This is a genomic window from Halorubrum sp. B52 (assembly GCF_059752555.1).
The window spans coordinates 49,527-63,145 of record NZ_MWTG01000010.1; the positions used below are offsets into that span (position 1 = coordinate 49,527).

General features: G+C 68.5%; 10 protein-coding genes. 4 read left to right on the forward strand and 6 right to left on the reverse strand.

What is annotated here, in order from left to right:
* Nucleotides 1-224 precede the first annotated feature (224 nt).
* Nucleotides 225-1,034, reverse strand: a complete 810-nt coding sequence (locus B4V04_RS14890; RefSeq protein WP_498232511.1) for a helix-turn-helix transcriptional regulator — start codon at nucleotides 1,032-1,034, stop codon at nucleotides 225-227.
* Between the two features lie 782 nt (nucleotides 1,035-1,816).
* On the opposite strand from B4V04_RS14890, the gene B4V04_RS14895 reads away from it, so the two are divergent.
* Complete coding sequence (locus tag B4V04_RS14895; RefSeq protein WP_498232512.1) at nucleotides 1,817-2,074, forward strand: hypothetical protein; 258 nt, start codon at nucleotides 1,817-1,819, stop codon at nucleotides 2,072-2,074.
* Nucleotides 2,075-2,491: 417 nt separating this feature from the next.
* On the opposite strand, the gene B4V04_RS14900 is transcribed toward B4V04_RS14895, so the two are convergent.
* Together B4V04_RS14900 and B4V04_RS14905 are read right to left on the reverse strand one after the other, a co-directional pair.
* Entirely contained in the window at nucleotides 2,492-3,427 is a 936-nt protein-coding gene (locus B4V04_RS14900) for an NAD-dependent epimerase/dehydratase family protein (RefSeq protein WP_498232513.1), read from the reverse strand.
* A gap of 95 nt (nucleotides 3,428-3,522) precedes the next feature.
* Nucleotides 3,523-5,133 carry an ABC transporter permease gene (locus B4V04_RS14905; RefSeq protein ID WP_498232514.1) on the reverse strand — a complete coding sequence of 537 codons (1,611 nt, stop codon included), beginning with the start codon at nucleotides 5,131-5,133 and terminating at the stop codon, nucleotides 3,523-3,525.
* Nucleotides 5,134-5,248: 115 nt separating this feature from the next.
* On the opposite strand from B4V04_RS14905, the gene B4V04_RS14910 reads away from it, so the two are divergent.
* The 3 genes from B4V04_RS14910 (at nucleotide 5,249) to B4V04_RS14920 (ending at nucleotide 8,327) form a co-directional block, all read left to right on the forward strand.
* Nucleotides 5,249-5,815, forward strand: coding sequence for a gluconate 2-dehydrogenase subunit 3 family protein (locus B4V04_RS14910; RefSeq protein WP_498232515.1), 567 nt, complete (start codon nucleotides 5,249-5,251; stop codon nucleotides 5,813-5,815).
* Nucleotides 5,812-7,467: a GMC family oxidoreductase gene (locus tag B4V04_RS14915; protein ID WP_498232516.1), complete on the forward strand. Its 1,656-nt coding sequence runs from the start codon at nucleotides 5,812-5,814 to the stop codon at nucleotides 7,465-7,467. The genes B4V04_RS14910 and B4V04_RS14915 overlap by 4 nt, the downstream gene beginning before the upstream one ends.
* Nucleotides 7,468-7,532: 65 nt before the next feature.
* Nucleotides 7,533-8,327, forward strand: a complete 795-nt coding sequence (locus B4V04_RS14920; RefSeq protein WP_498232517.1) for a dolichyl-phosphate hexose transferase — start codon at nucleotides 7,533-7,535, stop codon at nucleotides 8,325-8,327.
* Between the two features lie 661 nt (nucleotides 8,328-8,988).
* Here B4V04_RS14920 and B4V04_RS14925 read toward each other — a convergent pair.
* From B4V04_RS14925 to B4V04_RS14935, 3 genes are read right to left on the reverse strand one after another with little or no spacing between them, the layout of a single operon-like run.
* Nucleotides 8,989-11,241, reverse strand: coding sequence for an ArnT family glycosyltransferase (locus B4V04_RS14925; RefSeq protein WP_498232518.1), 2,253 nt, complete (start codon nucleotides 11,239-11,241; stop codon nucleotides 8,989-8,991).
* Nucleotides 11,242-11,256: 15 nt separating this feature from the next.
* Nucleotides 11,257-12,396, reverse strand: a complete 1,140-nt coding sequence (locus B4V04_RS14930) for an extracellular solute-binding protein (protein ID WP_498232519.1) — start codon at nucleotides 12,394-12,396, stop codon at nucleotides 11,257-11,259.
* Between the two features lie 39 nt (nucleotides 12,397-12,435).
* Nucleotides 12,436-13,617 (reverse strand): alpha-1 4-glucan-protein synthase, encoded by a 1,182-nt coding sequence (locus tag B4V04_RS14935; RefSeq protein WP_498232520.1) that lies wholly within the window; start codon nucleotides 13,615-13,617, stop codon nucleotides 12,436-12,438.
* Nucleotides 13,618-13,619: the final 2 nt, after the last annotated feature.

The following is a 13,619-nucleotide window of genomic DNA, read 5'->3' on the forward strand; positions in this document are numbered from 1 at the left end:
TCGAATCTCCTCCCGGCCAGAGTCGGTACGTCCCCGTGAATATTGTAGCTATTTCGTGGGAATTCGGCAGTCTCAGCCGGTCTTCCACCTACTGCAAAACCGACCACCAGTTGCAATCTACCGCTCACCGGGTCCACGACATCTCGATCAATCCCATGTTCTCGCCCACAGGAATATGAGCACGCTCCATCGCGTTGCTAAAAAAAATTGCACTTGTCTGTCATCTATGATTCGGCGGACCGTGCACTGGACGAGTAGGCGTCGTAGACGGATGTCGCCCATTCGCGGACCACCGGTGCGTCGGTATCGATCAGTGCACAGACCGTTCCACTGTCTCGCTCGTAACAACTGATCGTAACGCGTTCGTCGAGCAGACCGACTCCGTACGGCGGAAGCTCATCGTGTTCCAAGATCGTGAAATTGTCCTGTCGCACCATTTCTGAACTGCGATTCGGATACGTCGAAAGAAAGTATGCGTGACACTCCGGTCGGTCGATCAACGTCATGTCTACGCCCTCGCGGACCAGTCGGTAGAGCACGTCGAAACACAGATCCATCAGTGCAACCTCCGGGTGGAGGAACCGCACGGTAGTCATCTCCCGGAGAAGCGACGCGAGTCGTTTCACCGGCTCATAAGGCGTATCGGGTTCAGCGACGGTTATTGTCAGCTCCGACCACGTCTCGAACGGGAACTCTCCGATCTCGTCAGGGAGCCAGTGCCAGATGTCCCGTAACGTTCGCTCGGTTTCGACCAGTTCGAGCAGATCCCCCATCCCGGATGCGATAGCCTCCCCGAGGCGTGTCGCGACGTACTGATACTCGTCTTTGCGGATCCAGAGCCGGTCGGTGAATTGGTCCAGCGTCCGACGCATCGTGGACGACGAAACCCCGGTCAACTCGCACAGTTCGGAGCAGCTCTTCGGACGCTCCGTCAGCGCGGCGAGCGTCGAGACACGGTGGTCGGACCGTGTGAGATACGCTATGTCGGCGATCGATGAGTCTTCATTATGATGTTTCACGTTAACACACCCCATAATAGAGGCACGCTCAGGACCGTCAAAACGGTTGTGCCCTCACGCACCACGCTCGATGGTCGGGTTATCGAGTCACTGCTGAATCCTGATCGAGGCGGGACGGTCCACGAAACAGGACACCGCTCGCTCGTCAGTACCCACCCTGTCACATCGAAGTCGACTCACATGGGACAGATCTGCCTTGAGTAGATATATTCTGACCTAGTTGTGATCAGTACAGGTCATGTATCGGTCACCACCGGTTGACCGTAGCACGTTGGGCCCCTGGTCGGGCCGTGCATTCAGTTCAGATCGTGCGGATTTATCACACGCTGCAAAGTTATCATACGATGAATCTATGTATGTAACTAACAATGATCAAAGTCGTGATGGAATCAACCGAACCAGACACGGATCAGGAATTATACGAATCGCTCCAAGAGCTTTCGCAAAAGGAAGTTCGCGAACTCTTCGAAAAAATGTGGTTCGGAACGGACTGCGGAGACGAATGGAGACTTAATCCTCCATGGGGTGGGCTGAATCCGTCCATGTCTTCCAACGAGTGGCTGTGGCCGGGGCCGGGGTCGTCTGGACCAACGTGGCCGGGACCGGGATCGCCTGGACCAACGTGGCCGGGACCGGGATCGCCTGGACCAACGTGGCCGGGACCGGGATCGCCTGGACCAACGTGGCCGGGCCCAATATCGCCTGGTCCCACATGGCCGGAGTTCCCGGATTCTCCAATCGGTCAGAGATCTGTCCTTGGGTTACAATCCACCCGTGAGCCCACTGCGTCAATTAGATTGACTGCCCGATCCGATCTTCGCGAAGAAGATTCAGAGGAAACTCATGTCGACGTAGATATCACGACTGAGGGGTACGGGGATCCTGACCAGATAAGAATAGCGGGTGCTGGATGGAAAAGGATAATTGAGACGGGGGCAGGAATTGCGAAGGGCATTATCGGGGGAGGTGGGAACGGAGGTGGAATCAACGTTGGCGGTGTTACCGTTGAGGACTGTACGATAGTTTTCGAAAATGTGACAATACAGGAAAACTGAAATAATCTCAGTATTATCGACTGATTAGATCCCGTGATTCTCGCTCTATTGAGGATGGAAGGCAGCGTCGAGACTCCGACGTTCGCCTGACTGTGTCGCAAGCTTTGTCGTCTCGGTCTCCGCCAACGGAACTCTCAGTGCCGCCGGCGGGTTTCCCGGCCGCCACCGACGACCGCCCGCTCCACCGCCACCCGCGATGATCACCATACTGCCCTCGTCGGTGGTATCGTGCGGATGGCTCCCGATGACGGTCCGTCCCCGCACACTCAAAATCCATCATATGCTTGACCTGTATTGACCGAGTCGATCAGATTGAATCTGAAGGAAACTCCGTCCGAGATACGCGCGCTGTGTTCAGCATACTCTCGACAAATCCTCAGAAGCTAAATATTTCGGCAGAGCCGAAACGACCGCTCCCTATTCCACGATCTCGTCGATAAGCTCCCGAGCGCTCCGCCGCACCGCCGCGTCGCTCTCGATCGCGGGCTCCCAGCCGAGGTCGACGAGCCGCTCGATGGAGAGACGCATCTTCGGCACGTCCCCGGTCCAGCCGCGGTCGCCGCCGGTGTACGCGTAGTCGGGGTCGACGCCCATCTCGTCGGCGACGATGTCGGCGATGTCGGTGACCGACGTGGTCGTCCGCGTGCCGAGGTTGTAGACGTTCAGGTCCTCGTCGGCGTGCTCGACGACGTACTGGATCGCGTCGACGCATTCGGAGACGTGCATGTACGACTTCTCCTGTCGACCGTCGCCGAGGATCTCTAACTCGGTCGGGTCGGCGTCGAGCTTCTGGATGAAGTCGGGGATCACGTTGCCGCGCTGGTGCGGGCCGACGATGTTCGCGAAGCGGAACACCCACGACCGCACCCCGTACGAGTGGGCGTGCGTCGAGATCAGCGCCTCGTCGGCGAGCTTCGAGGAGCCGTAGATGGAGATGGGCTCCAGGGGGCCGTGGTCCTCCGGCGTCGGGCGCGGTGCCTCGCCGTACACCGTCGACGAGGAGGTGAAGGCGAGCCGGTCGACGTCGACCTCGTGCATGCGCTCCAAGACGTTGTACGTCATCGCCGTGTTCTCCTCGAACAGCTCCCGGTCGTCGTCGTAGTTCGTGTCGGTGTACGCGGCGAAGTGGAAGACGACGTCGAGGTCGCCCGTGACCGCCTCGGCGACGTCGCCGGGGTCGGTGAGGTCGGCCTCGACGAAGTCGGCGCCGTCGGGGACCCGATCGCGGGTCCCCTTCGAGAGGTCGTCGGCGACGCGAACCGTCGCGCCGCGGTCGAGGAGCCGGGCCGCGAGGTGGCTCCCGACGAGCCCCGCGCCGCCGGTGACGAGTGCAGTCGAGTCGGAGAGGTCCATACGCCTCCCTGACGGGGGATCGAGTAATACGTGTGGGGTTCCGGTCGGCGGGGCCGGCGGTCGGCCCCGGAGCGAGAACCCTCCCTCGCCGCCGCTCAGAGCCCCTCCTCGCGGCCCTCCTGCGCGAGGATGACGACCATCGAGAGGCCGGAGATGACGAGCAGGATGAGGGTCGGGACGACCGCGTACTGGTACAGCGCCGTCGCCTGCGCGCGCCAGATCTGCGTGACGATCGTCTCGAACCCGGACGGGCGGAGCACGAGCGTGACCGGGAGCTCCTTCATCGTCGTGAGGAAGACGAGGGCGGCGCCGGCGACGACGCCCGACCGCACGAGCGGGAACGTCACGCGCCTGAACGCCCCGCTCGGCGACTCGCCGAGCGTGCGTCCCGCCTCGACGAGCCGCCGGTCGACCTGGAGGATCGACGTGCGGGCCGACCCGACGGCCTGCGGGAGGAAGCGGACCACGTACGCGAACACCAAGAGCGGCAGCGTCTGGTAGAGCCACGGCACGTAGCCGGAACCGAAGTAGACGAGCGCCAGCGCGAGCACGATGCCGGGGACGGCGAACCCGACGTACGTGGCGCGCTCGAAGACGGTCGCGAGCGGCGAGTCGTGGTTCGCCGCGAAGTACGCGACCGGGATCGCCGCGAGCGCGGCGGCGACAGCCGCCGCCGCGGAGACCGACACGGAGTTGAGCACTTGCACCGGCTCGAACGTCATCGAGGGGCGGCGGCCGGACTCCGACCTGACCAGCCACAGCGCGAGGATCCAGAGGGGGACGAGCAGCGCGAACCCGGAGACGCCGGCCGGCAGCAGCGTCGCCGGCCAGCGGAGCCACCCGAGCGACACCCGGTCCTCTGTCCGGCCGGCGTCGTCGCCGCTCGTCTCGCGGTCGGAGCGGACGGCCCACTCCAGCGCGAGCACGAGGACCACGACGACGAGCAGCTGGAGGGAGAGCAGCGCGGCGTAGTCGCGGCCGAACGCGTTGTACTCGACGTAGATCTGGCGGGTGAACACGGGAAGACGCATGATCGACGGCGTCCCGAAGTCCGAGACCGCGTACAGCGCCGCCAGCAGCGACCCGGCGGCGATCGCGGGGCGGATGGTCGGGAGCGTCACCCGGCGGAACGCCGAGAGCCGACCGTGGTTCAGCGTCCGGGCGGCCTCCAGCAGCGTCGTGTCGAACGACAGCAGCGCGGCGCGGGTCGTCAGGTAGACGTACGGGTACGTGTACAGCGTGATGACGAGGATCGAGCCGAAGAGCCCGTGGATGTCGGGCACCCGCTCGACGCCCAGCGGTGCGAGCACGGTGTGGAACTCCCCCTGCGGTCCGAACGCGGAGACGAACGAGAAGGCGCCGACGTAGCTCGGAACGACGAGCGGGAGCGCGACGGCGACGGACCAGAAGCGGCGGAACGGGAGGTCGGTCCGGGCGGTGAGGTACGCGAGCGGGACGCCGAGAACGATAGAGAAGACGGTGACGCCGCCCATCAGCAGCAGGCTGTTGACGAGCACGTCTGCGGTCCCCGCGCTGAACAGGAGGTCGATCGCCCGGCCGCGCTCGACGGCGGCCGCCTCGATGACGAGCCACGCCAGCGGGAACACGAGCGTCGCGGCGATCGCCGCACACAGCAGCGTCAGCCCGATCGGGAGCCGTCCGTCGCCGTCGGTGAGGCGGTCTCGGAGCCAGTGTCGCAGGGTCATGGTGCGGGAGGCGGGGTCGCTCTGTCCGAGCGTTACCGCGCCCGCCGTTAGGGGTTCCGATCGCGGCGAGCGCGCTCCGACGGATATAAGAATTTAGGGGAACCTAAAATCTTCCATGGAACTGACGCGACGCGACGCGGCGGCCGCGCTGGCCGCGATCGGCGCGACGGGCGGCGTCGCGCTCGGCGTCCGTCGGGCGGGCGACGGCGGGGAGAGACCGGGAGAGGCCGACGACGGGGAGACCCCCGGCAACGAGGATCTCCCCGACGACGAGGCGGTCTGCGAGGCGATGACCGCGGTCGCGGGGGTCGTCTACCCGGAGTCGGTCGCCGGCGTCGAGGCGTTCGTCGACGCGTTCCTCGACGGCCGTCTCGACGGGTCCGCCCACGGGGAAGGGATCCGGGCCGCGGTCGCCGAGGTCGAGTCGGCGGCGCGGTCGTGGTACGACGCCCCCGTCGCCGACCTCTCGGCGGCGGACCGGGACCGACTGCTCCGCGAGCTCGGCGCCGACACCGCCGAGGAGGACCCGAACGGGTCGGCGGCGGAGCGGGTGCGGTACTACGTCGTCAACGAGCTCCTCCTCGCGCTGTACGCCTCGCCGACCGGCGGCGAGCTCGTGGGGATCGAGAACCCGCAGGGACACCCCGGCGGCGCGGAGAGCTACCAGCGAGGGCCGCCGTGAGCGGCGCCGAGAGCGTCGGTGACGGGCGGTCGGACGCCGGCGACGGGGGGCGCGACGTCGACCGCACACCGGTCCCGGACGCCGACGTCTGCGTCGTCGGCGCGGGGCCGGCGGGGGCGCTCGTCGCCGACCGGCTGGCCGGCGACCGCGAGGTCGTGGTGCTCGACGCGGGACCGCGGTTCGACCCCGCGGACCGGCTGGCGCGTCAGGAGCGGGCGATCCGCCCCTCCTACGACCGGCCGGACGTGTGGGGCGTCGGCGGCGCGCGCGACGCCCACGAGAACGCCGGCGACTGGTTCTACCCGCTGAACCACGCCCGCGTGAAGGGCGTCGGCGGGTCGACGCTCCACTGGCAGGGGATGGTGATGCGGCTCCACGAGGACGACTTCAACTCGGGGTCCGCCCGAGGGGTCGGTCCCGACTGGCCAGTAGAGTACGCCGACCTGCGGCCGTACTACGCGGAGGCCGAGCGCGAGCTCGGCGTCGCGGGCGCCTCGGACAACCCGTACGCGCCGCCCCGAGAGGAGCCGCACCCGATGCCCGCGTTCGAGCCCTCCTACAGCGACTCGCTGTTCGCCGAGGCCTGCGAGTCGCTCGGGATCGACATGCACTCCGTGCCGAACGCCCGCAACTCCGAGCCGTACGAGGGGCGGTCGCCCTGCGTCGGCTACGGCACCTGCCAGCCCGTCTGTCCGAGCGGCGCGAAATACGACGCGACGGTCCATACCGAGCGCGCGGAGGAGCGGGGCGCGACCGTGATCGACCGCGCCCCCGTCCAGCGGCTCGACCACGACGGCGACGACAGAGTGACCGCGGCGGTGTACGCGACGCCGGACGGCGAAGAGCACAGGCAGGAGGCCGACGCGTTCGTCGTCGCCTGCGGCGGCGTGGAGACGCCGCGGCTCCTCCTCCTCTCCGCGTCCGACCGCTACCCGGACGGGCTCGCGAACCGGAGCGGCCACGTCGGGGAGTTCTTCATGGACCACCTGTTCGCCGGCGCGGGCGGGACCCTCGACGAGCCGACGCGCCAGAACCACGTCGGCTTCTACACGAGCGCCTGCGACCAGTTCTACGACGAGGCCGACGCCGAGCAGGCGCCGTTCAAGCTGGAGTTCTTCAACTACGCCGGTCCCTCGCCCGTCGAGATGGCGCTGTCGGGCGACGACTGGGGCGACTCCCTCTTGGAGCGACTGCGCGACGGGTACGGGAACCACGTCGCGATGGGCGGGCTCGTCGAACAGCTCCCCGACGCCGACAGCCGCGTGACGCTCGCCGACGACCGCACCGACGACCGCGGCAACCCGGTCCCGCGGATCGAGTGGACCGTCGGCGAGCGCGCGCTCGACACGATCGAACGGGCGAACGAGATCCAGGTCGAGATCTTAGAGGAGCTCGGCGCCGACGTCGAGTGGGTCGCCGGGCCGGACACGACCGGCCCCGCCTACCACCACATGGGAACGACCCGCATGAGCGACGACCCCGAGACGGGCGTCGTCGACGCGCGCTGCCGGACCCACGACCTGTCGAACTGCTGGATCGCCTCCAGCTCCGTCTTCCCCACGAGCGGGGCGATGAACCCCACGCTCACCATCGCCGCGCTCGCCCTCCGCGTCGGGGACGACGTCGCCGAGTGGCTCGGCAGCGGGAAATGACTGCCGGCCGGCACTATTTTAGGTAAACCTAAAAACTCAAGTGCGTGCGAACGGAGATGCGGGTAATGAGCGATTCAGCACACGTGACGAACGGCTCCGCGGCCGTCGTCGATCGGGACGAGACCGACGAGACCGCATCCGACGACGCCGCCGTCAGTTCTGACGATACCGGCGAACCGTACACCTTCGACGACCTGAGCGTCGTGATGGGGACGTACAACGAGGAGGAGGCGATCGCGACGGTGCTCGAGGACGTCGACGAGGTCACCGACGGGAAGGCCGAGGTCGTCTGCGTCGACGGCTCCTCCGACCGGACGGCGGAGATCGCTCGGGAGCACGGCGCGCGCGTCGTCGAACAGGAGCCGCAGGGGTACGGCGTCGCGGTGCGGGAGGCGATCCTGACGCCCGACCGCCCGGTGGTCGTCACGGCCGACTGCGACGACACCTACCCGATGGAGGCGCTGCCGGAGTTCCTCGCGGAGATCAACGACGGCGCGGACGTGGTGAGCGGCGACCGGCTCTACCACGGCGCCGACGCGATGCCGGCGTTCAACCGCCTCGGGAACCACGCGTTCGCGGCGCTCGCGAGCCTCCTGATGGGCGACCGCGTCCACGACACCACCACGGGGATGCGCGCGTACCGCCGCGAGGTCGTCGAGGAGATCGGCTGGACCGAGAACACCGGACTCTCCGCGGAGCTCCTGATCCGCCCGCTGATGCGCGGCCACGACGTCCGCGAGCGCCCGATCCGGTACGCCGAGCGCCTCGGCGAGACGAAGCTCGACCCGATCGGCGGCGGCGCCGCCATCGCGAAGTCGATCGTCACCGTCTGTCTCGAGGAGCAGCTGCGGCGCTTCTGAGGGCGCTTCGCCCCCGACACGGTCGTCGGACGGCGGTCCGGACGTACACTGTGGGCACAGTGGGCCGCCGCCGGCGACGTTTTTTACGACCCCGAGCGACGGCGCCGATTATTTATAAATGGACACGGCGGTGGCGCGTGCCGGTGAGCGGCCGTCAGGCCGCGAATCGCACGCGCGAGGGAGTCGCTGGCTCCCGGAGCGAAGCGGAGGGTGCCAGCGACGAGGCTGGGGAGGTGTGAGGTGCGGTTGCGGTCCCGCGAGCGAAGCGAGCGGGAGCACGGAAGTCACAGCCCGCGCAGCGAAGCGAGCAGGAACGTCTTCCGGCGGTGCGGGGCGGGACTCAAAGGGGCAGCCGTGAGGCGGGCGCAGGCGTTCACGAGAGCAGAGCTCTCGTGAGCCAATCAGAACGCGGAGCGTTCCGATGACGACGTAAGCACCGCAGCGAGGGAGCGGTGGCGACCGAGCGAGGAGCGCAACGAGCGTGCGCCCGCCTCACGGCTGGGGCTTTGGAGGTGTGCGCCGCCAGTTCGACAGCAACTAATTATAAGCGAGCGGCTGGGTCTTTGGAGGCCCTTCCGGAGCAGGCGACCAGGTCCCCACGAGCGGACGGGGGATCTACAACCGCCACCACGGCACTACTGTCTTCAGCGCGATCCGCGTCCTATTCGCTCGCTTCGGCCTCCGTCTCGAAGACGACCCACTCCGGGTGAACGCCCGACTCGTCGGGGAGGTACGTCCCCTCGTTCCCGCACTCCGTGACGAGCCGGCAGGTCGAGCGCTCGGGCGGCCAGACGGCCTCGACGCCCTCACCCCCGTCCGTCACCCGAACCGTCACCTCCTGCCGGTAGGTGTACGTCGCGCCCGCGGGGTCGACGAGCGTCACCGTCACGGCGACCACGTCGCCCTCGGGGTCGAAGGGGACGGGCTCGCCCGAGTCCCCCGCGCCGGGCAGTCGGACGCCCTCAGGCGTCACCGTCCAGTCGACCGCGATCGACTCTCCCGGATCCGCCACCGTGTAGGCGGCGCGGTCCGGACCGCCCGGGGCGCCCCGCCGCGGGTCGACGCGAACCCGCGCGCGAGCGACGCGGTCCGGGACGCCGACGGTCGTCTCGGCGTCGATCCGCTCCCCGCCCCGCACGTCCAGCGGCTCCAGCTTCGGCGTGACGCGGGCGTCCGGGCTCGGGGCCCAGACGCCGCGGTAGGCGTAGCGGTACAGCGTCCGGTCCGGGTACGCGTCGAGCACCGCGAAGTCCTCGACCGGGTCGCGGTCGAGCGCGTACACGACCTCGCCGTCGAGTCCGGGGCCGTTCCGGAGGTACTGGAACGGGTGGTTCTGCCACTCGCCGTACGGCGTGGGAACGAATACGAGCCCGTTCTCGAACGCCGTCTCGTCGAACGGCGCGTACGCGGCCTCGTACTTCGCGTCGATCGCGGCGTTCCGCTCGATCGGCTCGGCGGCCGCGTCCGCGGCGGCGACGCCGGCGACGACGACCGCGACCGCGACGACGACCGCGACCGCGACGCGCGCGGCCCGGGCAGACCCGACCGACGACGCGGAGCCCCGGGCGACCAGTCGGTCGCGAGCGGCGGCCACCGCCCGCGCCCCGGCGGCGACGGCGAGCCCCCCGAAGACCGACAGCGGCACCAGCAGGTCGAAGTGGTAGAAGGGGCCGAACAGCGACGCGAGCCCGTCGGTCGGGTCCGAGAGGTCGGCGAGCGCGTTGTGAGTCCCCCAGAAGAACAGGTTCCCGACGACGACCGAGACCGCGATCCCGACGAGGAGCAGAACGGCCGTCCGCCGGAAGCCGGGCGATCCGGAAGCGTCGACGGTCCCGCCCCCGCCGTCGGCGGCCGCCGCGAGCGCACGGGGGTCGCCGCGCGTGCGACACCGCCGGAGCGCGATCGCACCCCCGACGAGCGCCGCGAGCGTCCCGAGCGGGCCGGCGACGAACCACCGAGTTGCGAGCTCCTGGATCGCGTACCGGTTCGACTCCAGCGCCAGCGCGAGCGTGTAGTCGACGGAGTGGCCGAGGATGCGCCGCTCGCCGAACCCGGGGCCGTCCATCGGCGCGAACACCTGGTACGGAAAGACGAGCGGCGACCCCGTCATCCGGACGTTGTACGCGAGCGTGACCCCGACGAAGAGGGTGCCGAAGAAGGCGGTCAGTCCGTGGCGGCAGACGGGGTCGGGAAGCCCGCGGAGGCCGTCGCTCGCGACCCCCCGCCCGACCCGCCACAGCGCGTGACAGATGAACGGCGCGGCGAACAGCACCGCGGTGTACGGCCGCGCGAAGAAGGCGATCCCGATCGCGGCGCCCGCGACCCCCGCGGCCGCGAGCGACCGGTCCCGGACGCTCCGGAGGTACGCGACCGCGAAGACCAGGTTGAAGAACGTCGTCGGCGCGTACGGGAGGAACACCGCGGAGGTCGCGATCGCCATCGGCGACGCGGCGAAGAGGACGGCGGCGGCGAGCCCGGCGCGGCGCCCGAACGCCAGCGACCCGAGCAGATACACCAAGGCGGCGTTGCCGGCGGCGACCGCCGCGAGCGTCACGCGCGGCTCGCCGAATAAGGCCAATGAGATCGCGAACGTCGCCGCGGGCACGGGGTTGTACTTCGGGTAGAGCCGGCCGCCGTCCTCGATGAAGAACCACGGGTGGAAGGCGTCGGCGAGCGGGCCGGCGTGGAACTCCAGCTGGCCGGCGAGGAGGAGCGCGGCCTGCGTGAGGTAGACCCCCTCGTCGTGGTTCACCGAGTGGTGCGAGAAGACGGTGGCGGCGATCGCGAACGTCAGGACGCCGGCAGAGACGGAGACGAGGGCCGCCGCGAGCGTCACTCGGTCGGCGCGGGCGAGCCGCTCTCGGAGACGCGTCGCGAGCCGACGGGGACGGGCGAACGGGGGAAGGACTGCCACGGGCGGCGGGCGAGCTCAGATCTCGACGCCGGCCTCGCGCATGAGGTCGATCGTCGGTTCGAGGTTCGACAGCTGCGACAGGTCGATATCCGGGACGTCGAGCTCGTCGATCGTCGGGAGGTCGCCGATCGGCTCGACGTCGGGGATCAGCGGGTACTCGAAGGTGGACCGCGCGAAGTAGTCCTGCGCCTCCGCGGACAGCAGGTGCCGGACGAAGTTCGCGGCGAGGTCGGCGTCGGCGGCGCTGTCGACGACCGCGGCGCCGGCGACGTTGAACACCGCGCCCGCGTCGCCCTCGGTGAACGCGGTGGCGATGGGCGCGTCCGGGTTCCCGTCGAGCACGCGCTGGATGTAGTAGTGGTTCGTGAACGCGGCGTCGATCTCGCCGTCGGCGATCTCCTGGCAGGTGACGAACTCGTCCGGGTACGTCGAGGCGCCGCGCTCGACCATCGCCTCGAGCCACTCGCGAGTGGCCTCCTCGCCCTCGAGGATCCGCATCGCGGTGATGAACGCCTGCGCGGAGCCGTACGACGGCGCCCAGCCGAGGTCGCCCTCGAACTCCTCGGGGTACGCCATGATGTCGTCCGGGAGGTCGTCCTCGGAGAACTCGTCGGTGTTGTACGGGACGGTCCGGGCGCGCCCGGAGGTGCCGACCCACTGGTCGGTCCGGAACTCCTCGCGGACCAGCCCGGCGATGTCGTCCGGGATCGCCTGCGTGCGCCCCTCGTCGGCGAGCGCGCCGAGCGCGCCGGCGTTGACCGAGTAGAACACGTCGGCCGGCGACCCCTCGCCCTCGTTGGCGATCTGGTTCACGAGGTCGGTGGAGCCGCCGTACCGAACGGTCAGGTCGAGGTCGTCGTACAGCCCGTCGATGTAGCTGACGAGCTCGCCGACGAGGAACTCGCCCCGCCCGGAGTAGACGGTGAGTTCGCCCTCCAGCGGGGGCATCTCGGCCATCGGCGTCCCGCCGGGGGCCCCGCGGCCCTGGCGACCGGACCCGATCTGGCCGACCGCCGGTCCGCCGTCACCGCCGTCACCGCCGTCGCCCTCGTCGTCGCCCATGCAACCGGCGATCCCCGCCGCGCCGACCGCGCTCGCCGCCGCGAGGAACCGGCGTCGCCGAACGTCGCGTCCGTTAGATTCGTGGTTCGTCATGTGTTTTAGGCTTGCCTAAATACTTTTAATCGTGTCGGTTCAGTCGTCCGCGGGCGCCGGCGTGCGCTGAATCGCGTCGAGGCAGTCGAGCCAGTCGCTCATGTACTCCCCGCAGTGGTTGAGGAACGCGCCGTTGTTCCACTCGGAGAAATCGCCTTCCGCGAGCGCGTCGGCCATCTCCGCGAACGCCGCCGCGAACGAGTCGGCGTCGCCCCCCTCCTCGTCGACGACTTCCCAGACGTGTTCGTTCAGCTCCAACCCCGCCACCTCGTTCGCGAGGTCGTCGAACGTCGAGCGCGCGGCCTTGTTGTGCTCGCACAGCGGGCGACCGTTGTAGATCCGCTTGTCCAGCACGTCGCAGGCCCGCTTGAGGAAGACGCCCGACCAGATGTCGTCGAAGCGGCCCACGTCCCACTCGTTGTCGTCCATCGGCATCTGGTAGAAGGCGGGGATCACCTCGCGGCGGAACGCGAGGTTCATCGAGCAGACGGTGAGGTAGTTGCCGCGCGCGGCGACGAAGTCGCCGCCGAAGTCGTCGGCGGTCGTCCGCGTCTGCGCCTGCCCCTCCAGGTCGCCGTCCATCAGGATCCGGACCGCGTCGAGGTCCGGGACGTTCGTCCACAGCCCCTGCGAGGCGACGACCTCGCCGGACTCGACTTCGGCGGTGCCCGTCTCGACCGTCTCGTCCATCGCCGAGTACGGGTAGCCGCGGGGGTAGAGTCCGTGCTCGTCGGCGTTCTGATAGAGCACGTTCACCCAGCTTTCGTCGGAGCCGACGGACTCGACCTCGCCCTCGAGCGCGAGGTTCTCCATGTGACGGCCGAAGTAGTCCTCGTCGTCGTGCGGGAGCGTGTCGTCGTCGATGAAGAGGCCGTAGTCGAAGGCGTCGTCGGCCCACATGTACAACAGCCCGAAGCTCGTCTCGGCGTGGCTCGCGGCCGGGACGACGTGGCCGTACTCCGCGACGTCGTTGGCCTCGTACCACTCCTCGCGGCGGGTGCCGTCGAACACCTCGCCGGAGACGTCGAGGTCGTCGAGCATGGCGCGCATCTCCTCGACGTCGCAGAAGTCCTCGGTGACGAGCACGAAGTGGAGCCGGGAGACGTCGAACCCGTGCTCCCGTGCGTTCGCGACGTACGCGCGGAGGCACTCGTACTCCCGGATCGTGGGGACGATCACGCAGATGTCCCCGCTCGCGGCGGCTGAGCGGCGTTCTTCCATAC